Source organism: Hyphomicrobiaceae bacterium, from assembly GCA_041397645.1.
In the GTDB taxonomy this organism is placed as follows: domain Bacteria; phylum Pseudomonadota; class Alphaproteobacteria; order Rhizobiales; family Hyphomicrobiaceae; genus Hyphomicrobium_B.
The window spans coordinates 2,539,068-2,561,364 of record JAWKWE010000004.1 but is presented as its reverse complement, the minus strand read 5'-3'; the positions used below and the strand labels follow the sequence as shown (position 1 = coordinate 2,561,364).

Annotated in this window: 19 protein-coding genes; 7 read left to right on the top strand and 12 right to left on the bottom strand. The window is 59.7% G+C overall.

All coding sequences use genetic code 11. The annotated features are described in order from the left end of the window. Positions 1 to 36 precede the first annotated feature (36 nt). A complete protein-coding gene (locus tag R3D51_11910; GenBank protein MEZ5900182.1) occupies positions 37 to 819 on the bottom strand; it encodes a crotonase/enoyl-CoA hydratase family protein in 783 nt (260 codons plus the stop codon). Positions 820 to 962: 143 nt separating this feature from the next. On the opposite strand from R3D51_11910, the gene R3D51_11905 reads away from it, so the two are divergent. Then, on the top strand, positions 963 to 1,967 hold the full coding sequence (locus tag R3D51_11905) for an L-threonylcarbamoyladenylate synthase (protein ID MEZ5900181.1): 1,005 nt from the start codon (positions 963 to 965) through the stop codon (positions 1,965 to 1,967). A gap of 6 nt (positions 1,968 to 1,973) precedes the next feature. On the opposite strand, the gene R3D51_11900 is transcribed toward R3D51_11905, so the two are convergent. From R3D51_11900 to aceE, 4 genes are all read right to left on the bottom strand, one after another. Further along, on the bottom strand, positions 1,974 to 3,197 hold the full coding sequence (locus R3D51_11900) for a glycosyltransferase (protein MEZ5900180.1): 1,224 nt from the start codon (positions 3,195 to 3,197) through the stop codon (positions 1,974 to 1,976). Positions 3,198 to 3,350: 153 nt separating this feature from the next. Further along, entirely contained in the window at positions 3,351 to 5,117 is a 1,767-nt protein-coding gene (gene lpdA, locus R3D51_11895; protein MEZ5900179.1) for a dihydrolipoyl dehydrogenase, read from the bottom strand. Positions 5,118 to 5,141: 24 nt separating this feature from the next. Beyond that, positions 5,142 to 6,449 carry a 2-oxo acid dehydrogenase subunit E2 gene (locus tag R3D51_11890; GenBank protein ID MEZ5900178.1) on the bottom strand — a complete coding sequence of 436 codons (1,308 nt, stop codon included), beginning with the start codon at positions 6,447 to 6,449 and terminating at the stop codon, positions 5,142 to 5,144. Between the two features lie 45 nt (positions 6,450 to 6,494). Then, complete coding sequence (aceE, locus tag R3D51_11885) at positions 6,495 to 9,182, bottom strand: pyruvate dehydrogenase (acetyl-transferring), homodimeric type (protein MEZ5900177.1); 2,688 nt, start codon at positions 9,180 to 9,182, stop codon at positions 6,495 to 6,497. 273 nt (positions 9,183 to 9,455) lie between these two features. Between aceE and R3D51_11880 the strand changes: the two genes are divergently transcribed. Beyond that, on the top strand, positions 9,456 to 10,364 hold the full coding sequence (locus R3D51_11880; GenBank protein ID MEZ5900176.1) for a TIGR01459 family HAD-type hydrolase: 909 nt from the start codon (positions 9,456 to 9,458) through the stop codon (positions 10,362 to 10,364). A gap of 15 nt (positions 10,365 to 10,379) precedes the next feature. Here R3D51_11880 and R3D51_11875 read toward each other — a convergent pair whose 3' ends face one another. The 5 genes from R3D51_11875 to mdoH all read right to left on the bottom strand — a co-directional run bounded on the left by R3D51_11875 (position 10,380) and on the right by mdoH (position 15,434). Continuing rightward, on the bottom strand, positions 10,380 to 10,742 hold the full coding sequence (locus tag R3D51_11875; protein MEZ5900175.1) for a hypothetical protein: 363 nt from the start codon (positions 10,740 to 10,742) through the stop codon (positions 10,380 to 10,382). Positions 10,743 to 10,869: 127 nt separating this feature from the next. Next, the gene (locus tag R3D51_11870; GenBank protein MEZ5900174.1) at positions 10,870 to 11,688 is read right to left on the bottom strand and encodes a methyltransferase domain-containing protein; all 819 of its coding nucleotides are present in this window, start codon (positions 11,686 to 11,688) and stop codon (positions 10,870 to 10,872) included. Between the two features lie 113 nt (positions 11,689 to 11,801). Further along, positions 11,802 to 12,812 (bottom strand): hypothetical protein, encoded by a 1,011-nt coding sequence (locus R3D51_11865; GenBank protein ID MEZ5900173.1) that lies wholly within the window; start codon positions 12,810 to 12,812, stop codon positions 11,802 to 11,804. 49 nt (positions 12,813 to 12,861) lie between these two features. Further along, positions 12,862 to 13,608 carry an FkbM family methyltransferase gene (locus R3D51_11860; GenBank protein ID MEZ5900172.1) on the bottom strand — a complete coding sequence of 249 codons (747 nt, stop codon included), beginning with the start codon at positions 13,606 to 13,608 and terminating at the stop codon, positions 12,862 to 12,864. After that, positions 13,605 to 15,434, bottom strand: coding sequence for a glucans biosynthesis glucosyltransferase MdoH (gene mdoH, locus R3D51_11855; GenBank protein MEZ5900171.1), 1,830 nt, complete (start codon positions 15,432 to 15,434; stop codon positions 13,605 to 13,607). The genes R3D51_11860 and mdoH overlap by 4 nt, the downstream gene beginning before the upstream one ends. 35 nt (positions 15,435 to 15,469) lie before the next feature. Here mdoH and R3D51_11850 point away from each other — a divergent pair, with 35 nt between their 5' ends. The 4 genes from R3D51_11850 to R3D51_11835 are packed head-to-tail and all read left to right on the top strand — an operon-like array spanning position 15,470 to position 18,793. Further along, positions 15,470 to 16,489, top strand: coding sequence for a zinc-binding alcohol dehydrogenase (locus R3D51_11850; GenBank protein MEZ5900170.1), 1,020 nt, complete (start codon positions 15,470 to 15,472; stop codon positions 16,487 to 16,489). Between the two features lie 30 nt (positions 16,490 to 16,519). After that, the gene (locus R3D51_11845; protein MEZ5900169.1) at positions 16,520 to 16,924 is read left to right on the top strand and encodes a 6-carboxytetrahydropterin synthase; all 405 of its coding nucleotides are present in this window, start codon (positions 16,520 to 16,522) and stop codon (positions 16,922 to 16,924) included. Then, positions 16,917 to 17,963, top strand: a complete 1,047-nt coding sequence (locus R3D51_11840; GenBank protein ID MEZ5900168.1) for a glycosyltransferase family 4 protein — start codon at positions 16,917 to 16,919, stop codon at positions 17,961 to 17,963. Before R3D51_11845 ends, R3D51_11840 begins: the two co-directional genes overlap by 8 nt. Before the next feature lie 2 nt (positions 17,964 to 17,965). After that, positions 17,966 to 18,793: a class I SAM-dependent methyltransferase gene (locus R3D51_11835; protein ID MEZ5900167.1), complete on the top strand. Its 828-nt coding sequence runs from the start codon at positions 17,966 to 17,968 to the stop codon at positions 18,791 to 18,793. 36 nt (positions 18,794 to 18,829) lie between these two features. Here the strand turns inward: R3D51_11835 and R3D51_11830 are convergent, their stop codons facing one another. Next, positions 18,830 to 19,450 carry a cytochrome b gene (locus tag R3D51_11830; GenBank protein MEZ5900166.1) on the bottom strand — a complete coding sequence of 207 codons (621 nt, stop codon included), beginning with the start codon at positions 19,448 to 19,450 and terminating at the stop codon, positions 18,830 to 18,832. Beyond that, positions 19,440 to 20,156 (bottom strand): RibD family protein, encoded by a 717-nt coding sequence (locus R3D51_11825; GenBank protein MEZ5900165.1) that lies wholly within the window; start codon positions 20,154 to 20,156, stop codon positions 19,440 to 19,442. Before R3D51_11825 ends, R3D51_11830 begins: the two co-directional genes overlap by 11 nt. A gap of 300 nt (positions 20,157 to 20,456) precedes the next feature. Between R3D51_11825 and R3D51_11820 the strand changes: the two genes are divergently transcribed. Continuing rightward, complete coding sequence (locus R3D51_11820; protein MEZ5900164.1) at positions 20,457 to 22,289, top strand: glucan ABC transporter ATP-binding protein/ permease; 1,833 nt, start codon at positions 20,457 to 20,459, stop codon at positions 22,287 to 22,289. The last annotated feature ends 8 nt before the right edge of the window (positions 22,290 to 22,297 follow it).

Genomic DNA, 22,297 nt, shown 5'->3' with positions numbered 1-22,297 from the left:
TCCTGGCTATAACGATCCGCGCCTTTGCGGCGATATTCAGTCGGCCTTCTTCAGTTTCGAAAAGTCGGGATCCCGCTTCTCAACAAAAGCCTGGAAAGCCTCGATGGCTTCCGGCGATGTCAGGCGCTCGCGAAAAAGATCCGCCTCCAACTTGATGCGATCGAGGACGTCTTTGGGATCTCCGAGCAGAAGCCGGCGCGCCAGCTTCAATGCTTCAGGTGGCTTGCGCGCAAGGCGGTTCGCGGCCGACAACGCACGCGCCTCCAGGCCGCTGCTCGGCTCTATTTCGTTGATGAGGCCGCATTCGCGTGCCCGATCGGCTGAAAAAGGCTCGCCCAGGACCAGCAATTCAAACGCGCGCTGATGCCCCATAAGCTGTGGCATGAGAAGGCTGGAGGCCGCTTCGGGAACGAGGCCCAGATCGAGAAACGGTGTAGAGAAGAAGGATTCAGGCGCCGCATAGACCAAATCAAAGTGCCTCAGCATCGTGACGCCGACACCAACGGCAATTCCATCCACGCCGGCAACGACGGGCTTCTCGATGACCGGCAACTTTCCAAGAAACGCCAGGATCGCTTCGAGCGGCATCCCTCCGTTCTGCGCAAAAGACAAAAATTCACCGATGTCGTTTCCTGCGCAGAACACCCCCTTGAGGCCGAATACGACATGGGCCGAAACCGTAGGATCGGCGTCTCCATCATCGAATGCCGAGATCAGTTCCCGATACATTACCGATGTCAGCGCATTCTTCTTCTGTGGCCGGTTGATGCGAATGATCTGCACCCCGTTCTGTTTGGTAACATCGATACCCTCGGCCATCTGCGTTCACCTTTCTGCCCTGTTTGCCCCAACTTTCCGGCCCCAGCCCGCGGTGTGGCTTGAGCGTGAGGCAATTGTCGTCTAGTGGAGCCAGAGGTCCGGCTCAACCGGTTCAACAACACTCCTGAGGACGAACAGAGACTATGCCGGATCGCGGGCAGAGCAAACCAACCACAGAGCGGCCTGCCGTTCCTGCTGCGATTTCTGAGGCAAGTCTGTTGCAAGCGGGTGAACTGCTGCGCGCTGGCCAGCTCGTCGCATTTCCGACGGAGACCGTTTACGGGCTGGCTGCCGACGCGACGAATGCCAACGCTGTGGCGCGCATTTTTGAAGCCAAAGGTCGTCCGCGCTTCAATCCGCTGATCATTCATGTTTCCAGCCTCGACGCAGCAGCGCAGCTCGGGATATTTTCTCAGCGCGCGCGGGAATTGGCGAAAGCGTTTTGGCCGGGCCCACTCACACTCGTCGTCGAACGTGCGCCGGGAGCGCCCGTCGCGGAGCTTGCGTCGGCGGGGCTCTCCACGCTTGCGCTGCGCGTACCGGCGCATCCGGCGGCGCAGGGCCTTTTGAAGGCCACGGGCCGCCCCCTCGCTGCGCCATCCGCAAATCGCTCTGGGCGGATTACAGCGACGACGGCCCAGCACGTCGCGGAAGATCTCGCCGAGCGCGTCGCCATGATCCTCGATGCTGGTCCGACCACGCACGGCCTGGAATCGACTGTGATCGATGCGACAGGCGAAGACTTGGTTTTGTTGCGGCCAGGCGCGATTGCCGCAGACGCGATTGAAGCGGTGCTCGGAGCAAACCTAAATCGCGCCGCAGATACGAGCGTCAAGCCCACTTCTCCCGGCCAGCTTGAAAGCCACTACGCTCCAAATGCGAAGATGCGGCTCTGCGCATCAGAACCCGTCCCCGGAGAAGCCCTGCTCGCTTTCGGCGCGTACGTGCCGCAAACTTCGGGTCCCGTTTTGAACCTCAGCCCGCGCGGGGATCTGATCGAGGCCGCAGCCAATCTTTTTGCCTATCTGCGCAAGCTCGATCAAACCGGCGCGGCGTCCATCGCCGTCATGCCAATTCCTGCAATTGGACTTGGCGAAGCAATCAACGACCGGTTACGCCGGGCGGCCGCTCCACGGCCCAACGGGTAACCACTCTTAAGCCGCCATCCGTTCCACACAGGCGACTAGATCCGGCAAGCATCTCGTTTGCAGATCGTAGCGTTCGACAATCGTTTTGCGCGCGGCAGTCCGCAGGTTGTCGGCCCTGCGAGGATCGGCCAAAGCTGCGATCAGCGCCGAGGACCACGCCTTCACATCGAAGAAGTCGACGAGTTGACCATTGACGCCATCCTCGATCACTTCCTCCACTGGAGGCGTGCGCGAGCCGATGACATGCGCGCCGCAACTCATGGCCTGCAACATCGACCATGACAGCACGAACGGATACGACAAATAGGCGTGCACGCGCGTCACGCACATCAATGCTGCGAATGTTTCAAAGGGGATGTGGCCGGTGAAGTGCACGCGCGCAGGATCCATCCGGCCAGACACTTCGTCGAGGAACTTACGGTGCCACGTTGTGCCCTGCGGAGGAGATAAGCCGTACCCACCATCGTCGGCGCCGACGATCACGACATGCGCGTTGGGCCGCGCAGCAAGCACATCCGGTAACGCCCGCATGAAAATGTGATAGCCGCGATAGGGCTCAAGCGTCCGACTGACAAACGTTATGACCTCATCGCCTTTGGTGAAATTCACGCCTCCTGGAAGCGTCACGCGATCAAAGGCATCAGGTCGTAACTGAGCCGTTTCGATGCCCTCGTGAATGACATTCATACGCGGCTGCACAAAGTCGGGAAATCCAGATGCCTGCCAGTGCGTAGGAGTTAGATAGGCGTCCGCGCCATAAAGAGCTTGCAACAGGTGGGCCTGCCGGGATGCTACCCAGACGCGACTGGAGAGCCGGTCGATGTCAAATTCTGGATCGAATGTCTGTAACGCATCGTGCGGGTTGTAAAAGAACTCCGAGTACAGCAGCACGCGCGTCTTCGGCCACACCGCCTTGAGGAAAAGCGTCTCCCCCCAGCCGATATGTCCAATCACCACGTCGGGTTGGACCTTGTTGCGTTCAGCCAGTTGCTCACACGCGCGGGCTACGATCTGCCCACGATCGACCATCTCGGCGTAGGTTCGGGCTAGACCGAGAGCGTTGATGTCGTATGGATGCGGCTCGAACTTGTAGCGCGCGGTCGGAATGCTGGTGACTTGTCGATTGCTCGCAACCGTCAGCGCTTGCACCTCATGGCCACGCTGCACCAACGCGGGCGCCAGATGCTTGAACTGGCCGGGAAAGTTCTGATGGATGAAAAGTATCCGCACCTGCCTGCCCCTCCCCGTTCGCACGCGACAAGATCGCGAATCGTTGTTGCGAGTATATGCCCAGGCGTCGCACGGCCATGCCAAGCGCATAACGCAAATCGGCCGCGGCATGAAAAGCCGCGGCCGATGGGGCTCTGATGCGAAGTTTTTGGGCTACGCGGCTGGCTTTTTCTGCGGCGGCAGATCCGTGCAGGTGCCCTCGAAGACTTCCGCCGCCATGCCGATCGATTCTCCGAGCGTGGGATGAGGGTGGATAGTCTTACCGATGTCGGCAGGCTCAGCGCCCATCTCGACCGCAAGACAGATCTCGCTGATGAGATCGCCCGCGTGGGTGCCGACGATACCGCCGCCTAGAATGCGGTGGGTCTCACTATCGAACAGCAGCTTGGTGAAGCCTTCGTCGCGTCCGTTGGCAATGGCTCGGCCCGACGCCGCCCATGGAAAGACTGCCTTGCCGAACTTGGCGCCCTCGGCCTTAAGCTGATCTTCCGTCTTGCCAGCCCAAGCAATCTCGGGATCGGTGTAGGCAACCGATGGAATCTGCTTGGCATCGAAGGCGGACGACTTTCCAGCCGCAACCTCGGCAGCCACATGCGCCTCGTGCACCGCTTTATGGGCTAGCATCGGCTGCCCGACGATGTCGCCGATGGCGAAGATATGCGGCACGTTGGTTCGCATCTGCTTGTCAACGGAGATGAACCCGCGATCGCTGACAGTGACGCCCGCATTCTGCGCGCCGATCAGCTTGCCGTTGGGTGAGCGACCGACCGCCACCAGCACAAGGTCGTAGACCTGCGGATCTGCTGGCGCGGCCTCGCCCTCGAAGCGCACATGGATGCCATCCGCCTTGGCCTCGACACCGACAGTCTTGGTCTTCAACATGATCTTGTCGAAGCGTTTGGCATTCTTCTTTTCCCAGACCTTGACCAGATCGCGATCTGCGCCGGGCATCAGGCCGTCGAGCATTTCGACGACGTCGATGCGCGCGCCGAGGACCGAATAGACGGTTGCCATTTCGAGCCCGATTATGCCGCCGCCTATCACAAGCATCTTCTTAGGGATCTGACGCAACTCCAGCGCACCCGTCGAATCGACGATACGCGGGTCCTGCGGAATGAAGGGAAGCGCCACCGCTTCCGACCCAGCTGCGATGATTGCTTTGGAGAACTTCACAACCTGACGCGCACCATCGGCCCCCGTAACCGCGATGTGGTTGGCATCGAGGAATGAGCCGACGCCACGCAACACGTTGACCTTGCGCATCTTGGCCATTTGCGCCAAGCCCGTGGTGAGCTTGCCGACGACCTTGTTCTTGTGCGTGCGCAGCGCATCGATATCGATCTCGGGAGCGCCGAACTTGATGCCGTGGGTCGCGAGTGCTGCCGCTTCGTCAACGATCGCTGCGGTATGCAAGAGAGCCTTGGAGGGAATACAGCCGACATTGAGACAAACGCCGCCCAGCGTCGGACTGCGCTCGACCAAAACAGTGTTGAGGCCGAGGTCAGCGGAACGAAACGCCGCCGAGTAGCCGCCAGGTCCCGCCCCCAGCACCATAACATCGCAAGTGACATCCGCGGTGCCGGTGAAGGCCGCCGCAGGCGCTGAGGCAGCGGCGGCGCCGCTTGCTGCTCCCGAAGCGCCCGCTGCAGCGGCTGGTGCATTGCCTGCGCCTGCTGCGTCAACAGAAGCTTCCATGCGCGCGATCAGCGTGCCCCGGCTAACCTTGTCTCCTGGCTTGACCAGTAGTTCAACGATCCGCCCGCCCTGTGGTGCTGGAACCTCCATCGCCGCCTTATCGCTTTCAAGCGTGATGAGAGGATCTTCCGCATTGATCGTCGCGCCGGGACCGACGTGAATTTCGATGATTGGCACGTCCTTGAAATCGCCGATGTCAGGTACGCGAATTTCAGTCGTGCTCATATCGAAGCTCTCCTCCTTCGGGGGTTACAAGACGAGTTGGCGCACATCCTCCAAGACATCCGCCAGCCTACGGGTGAAGCGTGCAGCGAGCGCCCCGTCAATAACCCGGTGGTCGTAGGAAAGGCATAAAGGCAGCATCAGACGTGGTTCGAACGTCGCACCGTCCCACTTCGGTTTGATGGCAGCGCGCACGACACCCAGAATTGCCACCTCGGGCGCGTTGACGATTGGGGTAAACGCGGTGCCGCCGATTCCACCGAGCGACGAAATAGAAAATGTTCCGCCTTGAATGTCAGCAGGCGCAATTTTCCCATCACGCATCTTGGCTGAAACGGCCGATAATTCCTGCGAAAGCTCAAGGACACCTTTCCGATCCACGTCCTTAATCACGGGAACGACGAGCCCGTCGGGCGTGTCCACCGCAACGCCAATGTTATAGTACTTCTTATGGATGAGCGCGTCTTTACCTGGCGCGAGGGAAGCATTGAACTCGGGGAACTCTTTCAATGCGACGACCGACGCCTTCATCAAGAATACCAACAGCGTGACGCGGAAGCCTTTTGCCTTCGCGGCGTTATCGAGCGTCTTGCGGTAGGCATCGAGGTCGGTAATGTCGGCCTCGTCCGTATGGGTGACATGCGGAATGTTGAGCCACGCGCGATGGAGATGGGGTCCCGACAGCCGCTTCATGCGTGACAGCGGCTTGGTTTCAATCGGACCGAACTTGGCGAAATCCTGGGGGGGAATTTCCGGGATGCCGGAACCACCACCGCCCCCTGAGCCACTGTCCTTCGCAATCGCCCGTTTCACGTCGTCCTTGGTGATGCGGCCATGTTCGCCGGTTCCCTTGAGCGCCGTTAGGTCGACGTCAAGTTCACGCGCAAGGCGGCGGACTGCCGGACTTGCATGAACACCTGCAAAGTCGTGCAGTGGAGGAGCGGGAACCTCGCGCGGGATGGGGAGTGGCTCGGGCATCGGCTCCAGGGTGGAGACAGGTGCAGCCTTTGCTTGCGGAGCGGAGGCCGCCGGCGCGGCGGCGGGTGCAGATTTCGCGCTCGATTCCGGCTTGGCCGCGGCAGGCGCCTTCTCATCACCACCTTCGGCAAATTTTACGATGAGAGTGCCTTCGCTAACTTTGTCGCCAACCTTCACCGTCACCGACTCGACCGTCCCATCTCGCGGAGCGGGTACATCCATAGCCGCCTTGTCGCTTTCAAGCGTAACAAGTGGATCCTCGGCCTTGACGGTCTGCCCCGGCTTAACGTGAACCTCGATGACAGGCACACTCTTGAAGTCGCCGATATCGGGAACCTTGACTTCGCTCGATGACATTCTTGTCTTTCCCTGATGCTAGAATTTGGTTCGCGCTTGTTTGGATCAGGCTCGCGCCGGGTTCGGCTTGGTGGGATCAATGCCGTATTTCTTGATCGCCTCCGCCACCTTGAGCGAGGGCACCTTGTTCTCGTCGGCGAGTGCCTTGAGCGCGGCAACCGCAACGAAGTGGCGATCGACCTCGAAATGCGCGCGCAGCTTGCGGCGATAATCGGAGCGCCCGAAACCATCCGTTCCCAGCACCACATACGGGTTGGGGGCATAGTCGCGCACCTGCTCGGCATACATCTTCATGTAATCGGTCGACGCGATTATCGGAGCATCGCCGCGCGAGGCAAAGCACTGCGTGACGTAGGGGATGCGCTCGGGCTCCAGCGGGTTGAGCATGTTCCAGCGCTCGACGTCTTCCGCCTCGCGGCGCAACTCGGTGAAGCTGGTGACACTCCAGATGTCGGACTGAATACCGAAGTCTTTTTCAAGAAGCTCAGCTCCTGCGATCACTTCGCGCAGGATGGCGCCTGAGCCAATCAACTGGACGCGGTGACCCGGAGCGGATTTATCGGCAGCCTTGAACAGGTACATGCCCCTGATAATGCCGTCCTCGGCACCTTCCGGCATGGCCGGGTGGACGTAGTTCTCGTTGAGAACCGTCATGTAGTAGTAGACGTCCTCCTGATCGCGATACATGCGTTCCAGTCCGCGCTGCACGATGACCGCAACCTCGTAGCTGAAGGTCGGATCATACGAGATGCAGTTGGGCACGGTTGCCGAGATGATGTGGCTGTGTCCGTCCTGGTGCTGGAGCCCTTCGCCGTTGAGCGTGGTGCGTCCCGATGTGCCCCCGATCAGGAAGCCGCGCGAACGCATGTCGCCCGCGGCCCATGCAAGATCGCCGATGCGCTGGAACCCGAACATAGAGTAATAGACGAAGAACGGGATCATCGGCACGTTGGAAGACGAATATGACGTTGCGGCAGCAATCCAGGACGCCATTGCACCGGCTTCGTTGATGCCCTCTTCCAGGATCTGACCGCTTTTGTCCTCCTTGTAGTACATGAGGTGGTCGGCATCTTCCGGTCGGTAAAGCTGACCGACCTGCGAATAAATGCCGAAGGTGCGGAACATGCCTTCCATGCCGAAGGTGCGGCTTTCGTCCGGCACGATGGGCACGATGTGCTTTCCGATGCTCTTGTCTCGCATCATCTTGGTCAACATCTGGACGAAGGCCATCGTTGTGGAGATCTCGCGCCCTTCCGATCCCTTTACCTGAGCATCGAAGAACGACAGCGGGGGGATCTCCAATTCGAACGAGGTCTTGCCGCGCCGCTGCGGCAGCGATCCGCCGAGCCTGGCGCGGGCGTCCTTGAGATAAGACTGCTCGGGCGTGCCTTCCTCGAACTTGATAAAGGGCAACGTTTCCAGGTCTTCATCTGAGAGTTCCTTGAGACGGAACCGGTCCCGGAACTGGCGCAAGCTGTCGGCGCCCATTTTCTTGGCCTGGTGGGCGATCATCTGACCTTCACCGGCTGCACCCATGCCGTAGCCCTTGACGGTCTTGGCCAGGATCACAGTTGGCTGACCCTCATGCTCGACCGCTGTCGCATAGGCAGCATAGACTTTGCGCGGATCATGCCCGCCGCGGGTCAGCGACCAGATGCGTTCGTCAGACCAGTTGGCGACGAGCGCCGCCGTCTCGGGATATTTGCCAAAGAAGTTCTTGCGAATGTAGGCGCCGTCCTTGGACTTGAAGTCCTGGTATTGACCGTCGTTACATTCCTCCATCAGCTGACGTAGCCGGCCGGTCCCATCGCGCGCGAGCAGCTCATCCCAGTTGGAGCCCCAGATACATTTGATGACGTTCCAACCCGCACCGCGGAAATTGCCCTCCAGCTCCTGAATGATCTTGCCGTTGCCGCGCACCGGACCGTCGAGACGTTGCAGATTGCAGTTGATCACGAAGATGAGGTTGTCGAGTTTCTCGCGCCCTGCCAGGGCCGCCGCACCGAGACTTTCAGGCTCGTCCATCTCGCCGTCGCCACAGAACACCCAGACTTTGCGTTTTGACGTATCCGCTAGTCCCCGGTCATGGAGATATTTCAAGAAGCGGGCCTGATAGATCGCCATCAGCGGACCAAGCCCCATCGAGACCGTCGGGAACTGCCAGAACCCCGGCATGAGCCAGGGATGGGGATACGATGACAGACCCTTGCCCTCGGCTTCCTGGCGGAAGTTCAAAAGCTGATCCTCTGTCAAACGGCCTTCCAGATAGGCGCGCCCGTAGATCCCAGGTGCCGAGTGTCCCTGGAAAAAGATCAGATCACCGCCGTGGGTTTCGCTTGGAGCGTGCCAGAAATGTTGAAAGCCCGTCTCATAGAGTGTCGAGGCCGACTGATAGCTGGCGATATGTCCGCCAAGTTCAGTGGATGTCTTATTGGCCTTCAAGACCATTGCGAGCGCATTCCACCGGATCGCGGACTTTATCTTTGCCTCGATCTCGCGATTTCCGGGATGCTTAGGTTCTTCGAAAGGTGCGATCGTGTTGATGTAGGCCGTGTTGGCCGCAAACGGCAAGCGGGCCCCGTAGCGCCGAGCCGTATCGACGGCTTGGGTCAGTACTTCGTCGGCCTTGTCCACGCCCTCAAAAGCGATGACCGAGGAGATCGCCTCACGCCACTCCCTCGCCTCCGCGCTATCTGCGTTCAGGTTGGTCCTGTCATCTGTTTCAATCGCCATCTTGACGAAACTCTCCTGGATCGAAATTCGAAAAACCGGCACGCTTCGGGAGCCCTGCACGCAAGACTGCCGGGTTCCAAGGCTTCACGCCAGCTTCTCATAAAATCATGGCTGCCATCACACAGACATGCCCGGCGATAGCAGACAATCGGTAGTATCCCGGTACGTCTAGGGGCTCATGCATAGGAGCTTTGCACCGCAGCAGAGACTGGATTGCTGCCGATCACCATGCTAACCGGCAGGGCAAGACGCCATCCGGCGCCTCTCGCAGCAATGAATCGGTCCTCAACGGTGAAGAAAGACCCCCCCCCAACTCCGCGCGTGCCAGAGATTCTCGACCGCGCCGGAGAGCTTCTTGCCAACTATGACGTGCTCTTTTGCGACGTTTGGGGCGTAGTTCATAACGGGGTAACGGCCTTCGAGGATGCTTGCGCCGCCCTGGAGCGGTTTCGAAAAGGCGGAGGAACCGTCATTCTGGTCTCTAATGCCCCAGTCCCTAAGTACCGTGTCGCGGACATGCTGGAGAGCCGAAACGTACCCGCCTCAGCTTGGGACGATATCGTCTCATCAGGAGCAATCGCACTCAATCACATCACCAACCGGGGCTTCGCTAAGTTGTATCTGATCGGCCCTCAGGACCGGGACGCGGCATTCTTTTCCGCCCTCAAGGCAGAGGCTGCCCATCTCGATGACGCCGAGGCCATCGTTTGTACCGGTCTCACGGACGACAGACGCGAAAAGCCTCAGGACTACGTTCCTTTGCTCAAAAAGGCTAAAGCGCGCAAACTGCCATTCGTATGCGCAAACCCCGACTTGCTGGTCGACGTGGGTGGCACGCTGCTCTATTGCGCAGGCGCCATCGCGGACCTCTACGAGCACATGGGTGGGGACGTCTTCTGGGCGGGGAAGCCCTACCTCAACGCTTATGAGACCGCGCACGCCATCGCCGAGGGACTACGCGACGGCAACGTGCCGCGCCGACGCTGCCTCGTCATCGGCGACGCCATCCGTACCGATCTCAAGGGCGCTGAAAACTTCGGATGCGACGCCCTATTCGTCGCATCCGGCATTCATCGTCACGAAGCGATGGATGGTGCTGCGTTGTCCGCTGAGAAGCTGGAGCTTCTTTTTCCAGCAGGCACGCCATCCGCAATTGCCGCCATGGCCGAACTGCGCTGGTAAAACTCCAAACCAGCCTCAGTCTTCATCGCCGTAATCGTCGTCGTCATCACCTTCGTCCGTGCTGCATCTCACCATCTGCATCACCGTGCAGGACGCCGTGCACACGCCGCCATCACCCAGGCGCTTGGCCTGATAGGCGCCAAACTCGTTCGAAGCCTCGAAATCTGCCGCGAAGTCAAACCCCTTGCGACGGCAAAAAGCATTGGCCTGCCGTTTCGACTTACAAGGGCCAGGCCAGGAATAGCAGCCGTCCAGCATCTTGCCGCCGACCTTGGGACTGTGGAACGTTTTGCTTCGCGCCATTGCCGGCACGCTTGCTAATGTACTGAATGCCAGCGCGCTCGCTGCGAAAACAAGTTGAGCCGCCAAAATTTTCATTAATTAACTCCTTCCAGCATGTGGGGCAGCCGAAGCCTGCCGCACAAACGCTCCAACACCCTCGACATCAAGTTGTTGAACGCGCTTGTGAAGGAACTCTGAACCCTGAAGATCCAGCCGTCAAACATTAGGGTAAGGGTTTTTGCGCCTCGACGACTATAGCGTTAAGCGGCATCCGTCCGGGATTGGTACCAAAGGATTTTTCCAGCGCGTCGGCCACTGCGGCGATCACCGTCTCATGGTCTGATGCACCTCGGGTGCGAATTTCTTCGCTCACCGGATTGCCCAGGACGAGCCCTCGCGCAAAATGAGACGCTTCCGGAATATCAATCTCGCGATGCACATTATATGCTGCAATACGGGAGAACCCTGCTTCGTCGAGTGCTGATTGGATGGCCCCCATGTCATGATAACCGAATGGGGTCATGTAGAAGGTTGGCGGATCGGTTGCGAAAAAGCTCGCGATGGTGTCCTGCGCGACGCGCGCGAATGGATTTTCCTCTAACGCGCCCCACACGCTGAAGATGTATCGTCCTTTCGGACGCAAGACGCGAAGAGCCTCGCGATACGCCTTCGGCTTGTCTGGAAAGAACATGACTCCGAACTGACAACAAAGGACGTCGAAAGCCTCATCATCGAATGGCAGAGCGGTCGCATCGGCCTGTTTGATCTCAACCTGCTCATCGCCAGAGAATTTACTTGCGGCCACGTCCAGCATTGGCTGATTGAGATCGCTGATAGTCAGTTGCGCGGCTTTGGGAAGAGCATCTTTCAACTGACGAGATACGATCCCGGTTCCTGCAGCGATTTCCAAGACACTGGAGACTTGCAGAGCCGCAACCCGCTCGCTCATATCGCGCGCATACTCCGAAAAAAGATACGGCCCCAGGTGCTCGTCGTAGTGCTTTGGAATACTGCCGGTGAAATTCGACACTAGTGCCGTCATGACGAACTCATCCTTCCCGACCTTGGTCGACGCCAGCGGCCCCCGACCGCACAACGAACGGCCGAGGCCCTTCTACAACAGTTCATAGTAACCGAGCGGCGTAGTCGTATGGGCTATCTTGCATCCTCCACCCGTACTTCCGGCGGAGGCTCGCTCTTGGGGCGCTTCGGGTAGGGCCCATCGGAGAACGAGTTAAACACGACATCGGGCGAGGATGTGTTGTGCTGTGAGGGCGACAAACGGCCCATCCAGATGTCGGTCGCATGTGCCTTGTCGAACTTCATGATGTTGTCCTCGCGCCAGCCCTTCGCGTCACGCTCGCGCACTGCGATGCGGGCGACGTCATTATTGAACTCCGTCACATACATCGAGCGTAACATAGCGAACGGGCCGTTCTCGATGCCTTTGTCGAACGCTACATCCAGAGCCAAACGGTTGTGGTCGGCCTTGACCATGCGGACAGTTGCGCTGCCGCCCCTTTCGAACTGAAGCGTGAACGTGCGTGTTTTAGGATCGAACGCGACCTCCTTGAACTTGACGTGCGGACGAACGTCGCGATCAATCGGGCCGACAAGGAAGGAGGATCCGTAGCCGGTGTTGCGCATTTCCGGCGGCGTCATAGGCCTGGGCCGCCAATAACCGTCCTGCGGATAAAGCACGAGAACTTCCTCCGCGCCGTCAGTCCGCAGCAACCATACCTGCAGCATGTGAATACCTTCTTCAACGCGGTCGCCGATACGAACCTTCGCCGTCGAAGGCCGCCAGAAAGTCGGGAAGGCGTATCCGACGACCCACATCTGGGTTTCTTCGTAAAGCGTTTCCTTACGTGGCTGACCCGGCGCCTTATAGGCGGGGTCGGCGGTCATATCACACGCGGTCCAGTCGGCCTCGAAGTTGTCGCGCATTCCCGCGGAGAGATAAACGGGGTGCGCGGCTTCGATGCGAAACGAGCGCACATTCTTATTCTCGAACGCAATTGCGACGTTATCTTTCTCTGCGCAGAGCACCGGCTCGCTCTCGTTGGTGACGTCCACGGCAAGTCCGTCGAGAGAAGCCGCGCTGACCTGCCCGGCGATACCTAAAGCGGTAGCAGCGGCAATGAGAAATTGGATCGTGCGGCGCATGTCAGTTCAATCTCCAATGTAACGAATTAAAGAGCCCTAAGCCCCAAGTTCAGTCTTCCGCCAACCAAGCATACACATCGCCCGAATTAGCGCTGTGAGGTAACGCTTTCAAGAAGCGCGTCATCTCGTCCGCCTCTAACGCCCGGCCGAAAGCCAAATGCTGGGATTCTCCCATGGCAACGTCGAAGTTATAAGGGCCAAGCTTTGCCAACCGTTCCACAGCGCGCAAGGCGATCTCCATGGCAATGGTGGTGAATTCGAACGACAATGCGCGCACGGGCACACTCAAACCGGCGAGCACGTCATCCTCGAAACCCTCGACGTCGATCTTGATGAACTGCGGGCACCCTGCCCGAGCGACGAGTTCATCGACTGTCGTGGTCGCTACGACGATCTCATCGTCCCAGACCTGTCCTTCCCAGCCCAATGCCCCGTCGGCCCCGGCAACGAAACTGTCCGAAGCTGTCGAGACCGTGGGGTTGGCACTGTTGATCCTCAATCTAAGCTGACCGCGCTGCGAAGCGACGGCAGCCCGTATAAGCGTGACGTCATCATCTTGGCCATGAATGAGCCGCAGTGCGCGCATTGCGAGGGGTTGCGGTTCAACGGCGACGACGCGCGCGCCGAGCCTGCGGAATGACGACACGCGATCGCCCACGTGCGCGCCGATGTCGAAAACAAGATCTCCCGCCGAGATGAAGCGACCATAGAGTTCGTCCATCTTGGCGCGGGGCGCCTCGGCTCCGTGATAGAGACGCAGGGAGCGAAACACGCCCTCGAGCGCACGAGACGTCATGCCCGCACCACCTCTGCCCATTCGCGGCCCGACTGCACCCTAACGATCTCCGGCACAGGCGCGATCTCTTCTGGAATAGCCGCAATGAGATGGTGTCGCATGAAGTGACCCAGCTTCGGGTTCGCAGTGGCGACTGCAAAGGGAATGGCCAGAATATACCCTGCGGTGAGGGGCAAACTCCACAGCAGGGTGGGCGGTGAGGCGGCATAGAGTGCGCTCATAACCACGACACCAAACAACGTTTGCGGCCAGAGCGCACGCGTTGCCGTTGCCCATCTGATGCCTTTCGCATCGCGGTTCTGGCCGCTCCACACGATTGACCTGCCCAACAAGAGTCCGGTCATGAAGATGCTGGTTCGAATCGTGGAGACCGCGCCTTGCAGAAACGAAAAAACGATTTCCATCGCGCCGCCGCTCCAAAAGCGCAGCGCTCCGCCAAATCGTGCAACCTCTCCCTTCGTCAAAGCTGCATCCATAAGCCCGGCAAGTTTCGGCGTGAGATAGATCAGCAGATAGGTGACATAGAGTGCCTTCGCGCTTGTCGCAGGAAAGCTCGGCTGCTGCATTGCCTCATGCGCGGCAAATGGTGAAAGCGCGATCATTACCGTCCAGGCCGGCACGCCTATGAACATCAAAATGGCCCACACCAGCTGAAAGCGACTGACCGGATGCAGCCCTGGCGTTCCAAGCAATTTCAGATACTGCATGTTTCCCTGGCACCAGCGCACATCGCGGTGGATGAACTCAAGCACGTCAGGCGGATTCTCCTCATAAGATCCGCGCTCGATAGGCATCACGCGCACTTCGAAGCCGGCGCGACGCATTAATGTCGCTTCGACTTGATCGTGGGAGAGAACATGCCCACCCAGGGGCGGATCACCGGGAAGCAGAGGAAGCCGACAATGCTCGGTGAAAGGCGCAATACGCACGAGCGCATTATGCCCCCAGAAGGGTCCGCAATCTCCTACCCACCAAGCCTGGCCCAAAGTGTAGCTGCGCATACCAAAGCGCATTCCGAACTGGAACAATCGGGCAAATGGAGATGACGAAGGCATACCCACTACCAAACTTTGCAGAATTCCGATCTTGCGATGGGCCTGCATGATGCGAACCAGCTCGACCACCGCGTGACCCGTCATCAAGCTATCGGCATCGAGTGGAAGCATCAGCTCAAAATTGCGTCCGTAAGTCTCGCAGAAGTCACGCACGTTTCCAGCCTTGAAGCCGGTGTTGTGGGCGCGCCGGCGATAGACGATCTGCCCGCCTTCGCCTTCAGCTGCCTGCCAACGCGAAACAGCGGCTTCTTCTCGCGCGGCAACGTCTGGCATTTGGGTATCGCTGAGAACAAAGTAGGCAAAGTTGCCGCCTTCGCCCGTCGCATCCAAACTTTGCTTAACGGTCTGCAGACGTCGTAGCGCGCGCTCAGGATCTTCATTTCGCACCGTCATTAGAACGGCGGTTCTAATTCTTACGGGCTCGCACACTTGTTCGCGCGTGAGAGACAGGAACGGCGCAGCCTCGGTCAGACCATCGCGCGCTCCATGGCGCAACCAAAGTCCGACAGCCGCGTTGCACAGACCCAAGACGGCCCAGGGTGTGCCAACCAGGAAGCAGATCAGCAGCACGCAATCGATCAAAGTCCATCCGCCCGATGAGACGATGCTTGCAAACCACCCCCCCAGCGCCGCCCATATCGCGACACAGGTCACCAGAAGGCCAAGGCGGCGGCGGGCGAGCTTGGCGTTTGCCTGCAACCCCGCCGGTGTCGTAAGGCTCAGCCGGTCAGCCGTCCGGGCGAGGTCCGGATTGTGAGAGGACGCGGTCATCGGCGCTTCAGCCACGGAAATTGCGAGGATAGACGATGGAAAGCAGGGCGGCAGACGTGGTGCGCCGCAGCCAGGGCCAAATGGTGGTGGCCCGGGCGCTGTGGTACGTCAAGCCGGGAGTTGCCGAGCTGCGCACCGAACGGCTTGGAGTTCCCATAGCCGGGGAGGCCCGGGTCAAGACTATTTTCAGCGCGATCAGCCGTGGCACGGAACGCCTCGTTGCTTTCGGCCATGTGCCCCAATCGGAATGGCAGCGCATGCGCGCGCCAATGCAGTCGGGCTCGTTTCCCTTCCCCGTTAAATACGGCTATTCGGCGACCGGTACGGTGGTTGCAGGTCCAGAACACCTCGCGGGTAAGACCGTTTTCAGCCTCCATCCCCACCAGGACTTTTTTCACGCCCCTGTTGAGATGCTGGTGCCGGTCCCAGACTGCGTGCCTGCCCGCCGGGCGACGCTGGCAGCCAATATGGAAACAGCGCTTAATGCCCATTGGGATGCGGGCACCGGTCCTGGCGACAGGGTTGCGGTGATCGGCGCCGGCGTGCTCGGCTTGTTAACTGCCAGACTTGCGAGACGGATGCCGGGCGTGCGCGTCACCTTGTGCGACATCGACCCGGCGAAAGCGGCACTGGCGTCGGCTCTGGATATACCCTTCTCGCCACCCGCCGAGCTCAAAGACGACAACTCGATCGTGTTTCATACCTCCGCGACCTCTGCCGGGCTGCAAACGGCACTGGCCGCGGCTGCCTTCGAGGGCCGCATCATCGAGGCGAGCTGGTATGGCGATGCGCCTGCCACGGTACATCTGGGAGGTGCGTTCCACGCCCGTCGACTGCGGTTGATATCGTCGCAAGTCGGGCACGTTGCGCCAAGCCACCGGCCCACATTTAGCCATCGCAAACGCCTGGAAACAGCTCTTTGCCTTCTTGACGATCCGTTGCTGGACGCGCTTGTGAGCGAGGAAATTCCGTTCGAAGCGGTACCCCAACAGCTTGCCGCAGTGCTATCGAATTCCAGCGGCGGGCTACCGCCACTGATCCGCTACCCCGATTAACCGTGTGCCGGAATGAAGGAAGATCTCCCCATGTTCTGCGTGGAAGTTCGCGATCGGATCATGATCGCCCACTCCCTACCCGATCCCTTCTTCGGCCCGGCGCAGAACATGCACGGCGCGACCTTTGTCGTTGATGTCGCCTTTTACGCAGACAAGCTCAGCGCCAAGAACGTCGTCGTAGATATCGGCGCGGCCCTCGATGTGCTGAGCAAGACGCTTAAACCGCTTGCCTACCAAAATCTCGACGCTTTACCTCAATTCAACGGCGTCCTCACTACAACCGAATTTCTCTGCAAGTATGTCTTCGACCGGATCTGCGAGGCCGCGCAGGACGGGCGTCTAGGGGATGACGGCCAACACCTTGCTAAAATCCGCGTGACCTTATCGGAAACCGATCTGGCACGAGCTTCATACGAAGGACCTATCCGTGGCTGACGCTTATTTCGCCATTCCCGGCGACATCAAGAGCCCGACCGGCGGGTATGCTTATGATCGCCGTGTCATCGAGATGCTGCCCGCGTTCGGCGTGAATGTGCAGCATCTGGCTCTCGCGTCCGATTTTCCAAACCCCTCGAAAGCCGACATCGCGGATGCCATTTCGCTCGTCGCTGAAACACCTGACGATGCGACGGTTCTGTTCGACGGTCTCGCCTTCGGCGCAATTCCTCAAGATAGACTGACTTTGTCGGGACGGCGCATCATTGCCGTCGTGCACCACCCCCTCTATCTGGAGACGGGGCTGGCACACGCGCGAAAAGTGGAATTGAAGGCCAGCGAGGCAGCCGCGCTTGAACGTGCTGATCATATCGTGGTTACGTCGCGCACAACCGCCCGTATCCTGCGAGACGAACTCGGAGTCGATCGCGATAAGATCACCGTGGCCGAACCGGGCACCGATCCAGCTCAGCGCGCCACCGGAACGGGCGCGCCGCTACACATCCTCGCCGTCGGCGCCGTCTCGCCCCGTAAGAACTATGAAAGCCTTATCGAGGCGCTAAGCGCCTTGAAGGATATCGACTGGAAATTGACAATCGCAGGGGCGATCGACCGTCATCCAGCCTGCGTCGAGTCTCTGCGCGAGCGCATTGCTGAAGAAGGGCTTTCCGAACGGGTGACCTTGTCCGGCAAAGTCGTCCCCGCCACGCTCGACCGGTTTTATGACAGTACCGACCTGTTCGTGTCAGCCTCGCTGTTCGAGGGCTACGGCATGGTCATTGCCGAGGCCATGGCGCGCGGCCTGCCGATCGTCACGACCACCGGCGGCGCTGCGGCAGACACCGCTCATAGCGCCGCGGCGCTGCACGTTCAGCCGGGCAATACAGCAGAAATGGCAGTCGCCTTGCGCAAAGCACTTAGTGACAAGAGAGTGCGCGATAAACTCGCCGATGCCTCCTGGGAGATCGGGCGGACGTTGCCGACTTGGCACGAGACGGCCCGGCGCATCGCCGCCGTCATTCTGGGCCTGAAGGCATGACCATGTTCTCAAGCGATTGGCTGAGCCTGCGTGAAGGCGCTGATCTGCGCAGCCGCAATCGCGAGATTGCCAACGCCGTCTCGGCGTGGTTTGGCCTGCGCGAGCATATGCACGTTCTCGACCTTGGAGCGGGGACGGGGTCCAACTTGCGCGCAACCGCTCCGCTGCTCTGCAACAAACAGAGCTGGACTCTCGTCGACAACGACGCCGACCTCATTGCGTACGCACGCCAGTCCCTGCGTCGTTGGGCAGACTCCAGCGAGCCCGATGAAGACGACGGTCTTCGGATCAAGAAGGGGCACACTGAAATATCGGTCTCGTTCGAGCGACGGGATCTTGCCGCAGGTCTCGGCGATATGGTCAATGTCACAGACCTCGTCACGGCGTCAGCACTATGCGATCTCGTATCCGCGAACTTTATCCGAGAACTGGCGCGGACTTTGGCAGCGGCACGTGTCGCGTTCTATGGCGTGCTCACCTATAATGGTTTGCAGAAGTGGACGCCACATCGTCCCACCGACAATCAAATCGCCGCTGCCTTCAATCGCCATCAGCTGAATGACAAGGGTTTTGGCCCTGCCGCCGGGCCGATGGCGCCAGCGCTCCTTGCTGATCAATTCCGTCTTGAGGGCTACAGCGTGGTGGAAGGAGAAAGCCCCTGGAAGCTCGATCAGCGCGAACGAACTCTGATCGCAGAATTGCAACGCGGACACGCGATGGCGGTGCTCGAAACCGGGGCCCTCGACGCCAAAGTGGTTGAAGGGTGGGTGAAAGTGATACGTTCCGGTGTCGAGATCGGCCACACGGACATTTTCGCATGCCCCGCCTGATTGGCGCGCACACCCGATTGAAGCTGCTAAAGTCCCTCAGACGATGTTCCGCTTCTTGGGAAGCATTCGCTCAACCACGCGGTCTTTCCGGATGAATTTGTGATAAAGCGCGCCGGCGACGTGCACGCCGATCAGACACAGAAGAATGATTGCTGCGGTCTCGTGGTACTCAAACACTTCTTCGGCAAACTTCTTGTCCTCGATTGTGACCGGCGGCAACGGAAGACCGAACACGCTGAGATAACGCCCGTATGAAATTCCCACGTACCCGATGATCGGCGTCGCCAGAAGCGCCAGATAAAGGCCCCAGTGGAGCAAGTGCGATGCCCCGGTGAGCGGTGCAGGAACCGAGCGATCCGGCGCAGGAGCGCCGTAGACCAGTCGATAGCTCAGCCGCAATACCACGAACAGAAGTATTATAAGGCCGAGCAACTTGTGTGAGCTGTAAAGGGTGTTCGTGATGCCGTCCCATAAGCCTTTGACGACTTCGCCCTTATCGTTCACGGCCTCCATATCATAGCCGCGATACGTCATGTAGAATCCAATGGGGACCTGCAGCAGCAGAAAAAGCGCGATCCACCAATGGAACATGCGGGCTTGGCGGGAGTAAACGGGAATATCGTAACGTTCCTCATCCGCCATGACGTTACCCTTCATCCATTCTGCCCAGGTCACAATCGAACAGCACATCGCCCCCGTCAAGAACCTGTGTTCGTGTGGAGGGCCTCAGCGCTTGGCACATCGTAGCAATCGGAGACAGCGACAATCCCGGTACACCTGATCCCAAAATGATAGGCGCCACGAGCACATGCAGGCGGTTTACGACACCCGCATCGATGAAGGACGAGATTGTGCGCGCGCCACCCTCCACTAGAATTTTTTTCAACCCACACGCGAAAAGCCGACGCACTATCCATTTCGGATCGATGAAGCCCGGACCTTCTGGAGGCTCGATCTGTTCGAGCGATCCTTGCTGGCCACAGACGTTACGGCGGAAAACGATGCGTCGGCAGCCATCATCGGCGAGGCATCGTGCATGTGGCGTAAGCCTGTTGTTTGGGTCAATGACCACGCGTGCCGGGTTGCGTCCTTCCACCCGCCGCACGGTTAGTTCGGGATCGTCTTGAACGGCAGTGCCGACTCCGACGATCACCGCATCCACATTCGCCCTGAGCCGATGAAGGTGGTCAAGAGCGCCGCCTCCATTGATCCAACGGCTTGCGCCGGTCGGCGTGGCAATTCGTCCATCGAGAGATTGTCCGAGCTGCGCGATAACGAAAGGCCTATCGGACGGCGCCGCCAGCAACGGCTCTATCAGAGGGTCGGTATCGGGCTTCCGAAAATTGTGGTGGTGTACCGTCATTGAGCGGCCCGCCTTGACATGCCAAAAATCTTGTCGAAGTGCCCCGAAAAGGTCGACGGCAACGCCTGGAACGCGGAGGCCGACGTACTCAGAGGAGCCTATGCTGGACGATTGTGAATGGCACATGAATGAACGGTTGACCGTTCCAGGCACGGCGCTGGAAGTCGGCCATTTCCTGTGGTCCCACTCGTTGCTGCCCACCCAAATCAACGTCCCCTGCTCAATCGCGGTTCCCTGCCTCCTCTCAGGTGGCACGCCCCCGAATCGGTACCGGGAAAGATGCTCGCGCGCGATCAAAGCATGAAAAAGGCCGAAACAATCCCGGAGCTGGGACTGGTGCAAATCTACCGCCGCGCGCTCGCGCTGCTTGCCCCGGAAAAGTTCCTGGCTATCGCGCTGGCGTCGGCCGGTGTGGTCATCGCGGCCATTCAGCTTGCCGAGCCGATCCTGTTTGGCAAGGTGGTCGATGCGCTCTCCAAAGGCCAAGGAGCGTTTCCCATCATCGGGCTTTGGGCGGCGCTCGGGCTATTCGGCATCCTGGCCAACGTCACGGTTGCGATCTACGCCGACCGCCTCGCCCACCGCCGCCGCCTCGCGGTGATGGCGGACGTGTTTGAGCGCGCAATGACATTGCCGCAGACCTATCACGCCACCCGCGGATCGGGCACGGTGATCCGGACTATCGTCTCCGGATGCAGTGCCTTGTTCTGGCTTTGGCTGGGCGCCATGCGAGAGCAGCTCACCGCGTTGTTTGGCATCGTACTGCTGGTGCCGACCGCGCTCTCCATGGACTATCGCATGGCTGCGATCCTGGGGTGCACCGCCATCGCATATACCGCTATGAACGTATTCGTAATGCGCCGGACATCTGCCGGACAGTCCGCCGCCGACCATCACGACTACGCCATTTCCGGGCGCATCGGCGACGTGATCGGCAACGTCTCCGTGGTGCAAAGCTATGGCCGCATCAGCGCGGAAGCCGATGCCTTGCGCGCCATGATCAAGGAATTGATGAAGGCACAATTCCCGGTCCTCACCTGGTGGGGCGTGCTATCGGTGCTGCAACGCGCTGCTGCCACCCTCACGATGGTCGCCGTCTTTGCCGTCGGTGCGATGCTGTCGGCTCGCGGCGAACTGAGCGTCGGCCAGATCGTAGCATTCGTCTCGTTTGCAGGCCTTCTAATCGGCAAGCTCGATCAACTCTCAGCGTTCGTCGTGCGTGTCCATCAGCAGGGCCCCGCGCTTCGAATGCTATTTGGGCTCCTTGATGAATCCGCGATGGTCGCAGAGAAGCCAGACGCGCGCCCGCTGGTGAATGTCGAAGGCGATGTCAATTTCGAGCATGTCAGCTTCCGATATGGTGTGGGCCTGCAGGGCGTCCACGATTTGAATTTCCACGCCCTGGCGGGTCAAACGCTGGCGCTTGTAGGGCCGACCGGCTCGGGCAAATCGACTTCAATCGCACTGCTACAGCGTTTCCGCAGCCCCAGCTCTGGGCGCATTACCATCGACGGAACCGACATTGCCGACGTCACGCTCGCCTCCCTACGCCAGTCGATTGCCGTGGTTTTCCAGGACGCAGGGCTCTTCAATCGCACAATCGGCGACAACATTAGGATAGGCAGGCCGGACGCCAGCCAGGCTGAAGTCGAGCGTGCGGCGCGGCTGGCTGAAGCACACGACTTCATCGCCGCGAAGCCGGAAGGCTATGATTTCGTCATCGGAGAACGCGGTGCCTCTCTGTCAGGCGGAGAGCGTCAGCGCATCGCCATCGCGCGGGCAATCTTGAAGGATGCGCCGATCCTCATCCTCGACGAGGCGACAAGTGCGCTGGACGCGGAAACGGAAGCCAAGATCAAGCGTGCGCTTGATACGCTTCGCAAGGGTCGCACCACCTTCATCATTGCGCATCGCCTTTCGACTGTTGCCGATGCCGACCAGATTATCGTACTCGACCAGGGACAGATCGTGGAGCGCGGGCGGTTCGCGCAGCTCGCCGCAGGCGATGGCCTGTTTGCGCGCTTGGTTGCAGAAGGCGGGTTTACGATCCCGAAAACAACCGGCGACCTGGAAGCATCAGCCGAAGCGTTGGCCGTCGGAGACATTCACGACGACCTTTTCGGATCGAGCTGAGGCGGTAA

Excerpts from the sequence above, each read along its gene's own strand:
- R3D51_11910 (MEZ5900182.1), bottom strand. The coding sequence starts at position 819 with ATGGCCGAGGGTATCGATGTTACCAAACAGAACGGGGTGCAGATCATT.
- R3D51_11905 (MEZ5900181.1), top strand. The coding sequence starts at position 963 with ATGCCGGATCGCGGGCAGAGCAAACCAACCACAGAGCGGCCTGCCGTT.
- lpdA (MEZ5900179.1), bottom strand. The coding sequence starts at position 5,117 with ATGAGCACGACTGAAATTCGCGTACCTGACATCGGCGATTTCAAGGAC.
- R3D51_11890 (MEZ5900178.1), bottom strand. The coding sequence starts at position 6,449 with ATGTCATCGAGCGAAGTCAAGGTTCCCGATATCGGCGACTTCAAGAGT.
- aceE (MEZ5900177.1), bottom strand. The coding sequence starts at position 9,182 with ATGGCGATTGAAACAGATGACAGGACCAACCTGAACGCAGATAGCGCG.
- R3D51_11880 (MEZ5900176.1), top strand. The coding sequence starts at position 9,456 with ATGAATCGGTCCTCAACGGTGAAGAAAGACCCCCCCCCAACTCCGCGC.
- R3D51_11875 (MEZ5900175.1), bottom strand. The coding sequence starts at position 10,742 with ATGAAAATTTTGGCGGCTCAACTTGTTTTCGCAGCGAGCGCGCTGGCA.
- R3D51_11870 (MEZ5900174.1), bottom strand. The coding sequence starts at position 11,688 with ATGACGGCACTAGTGTCGAATTTCACCGGCAGTATTCCAAAGCACTAC.
- R3D51_11865 (MEZ5900173.1), bottom strand. The coding sequence starts at position 12,812 with ATGCGCCGCACGATCCAATTTCTCATTGCCGCTGCTACCGCTTTAGGT.
- R3D51_11860 (MEZ5900172.1), bottom strand. The coding sequence starts at position 13,608 with ATGACGTCTCGTGCGCTCGAGGGCGTGTTTCGCTCCCTGCGTCTCTAT.
- mdoH (MEZ5900171.1), bottom strand. The coding sequence starts at position 15,434 with ATGACCGCGTCCTCTCACAATCCGGACCTCGCCCGGACGGCTGACCGG.
- R3D51_11850 (MEZ5900170.1), top strand. The coding sequence starts at position 15,470 with ATGGAAAGCAGGGCGGCAGACGTGGTGCGCCGCAGCCAGGGCCAAATG.
- R3D51_11845 (MEZ5900169.1), top strand. The coding sequence starts at position 16,520 with ATGTTCTGCGTGGAAGTTCGCGATCGGATCATGATCGCCCACTCCCTA.
- R3D51_11835 (MEZ5900167.1), top strand. The coding sequence starts at position 17,966 with ATGTTCTCAAGCGATTGGCTGAGCCTGCGTGAAGGCGCTGATCTGCGC.
- R3D51_11830 (MEZ5900166.1), bottom strand. The coding sequence starts at position 19,450 with ATGAAGGGTAACGTCATGGCGGATGAGGAACGTTACGATATTCCCGTT.
- R3D51_11825 (MEZ5900165.1), bottom strand. The coding sequence starts at position 20,156 with ATGACGGTACACCACCACAATTTTCGGAAGCCCGATACCGACCCTCTG.
- R3D51_11820 (MEZ5900164.1), top strand. The coding sequence starts at position 20,457 with ATGAAAAAGGCCGAAACAATCCCGGAGCTGGGACTGGTGCAAATCTAC.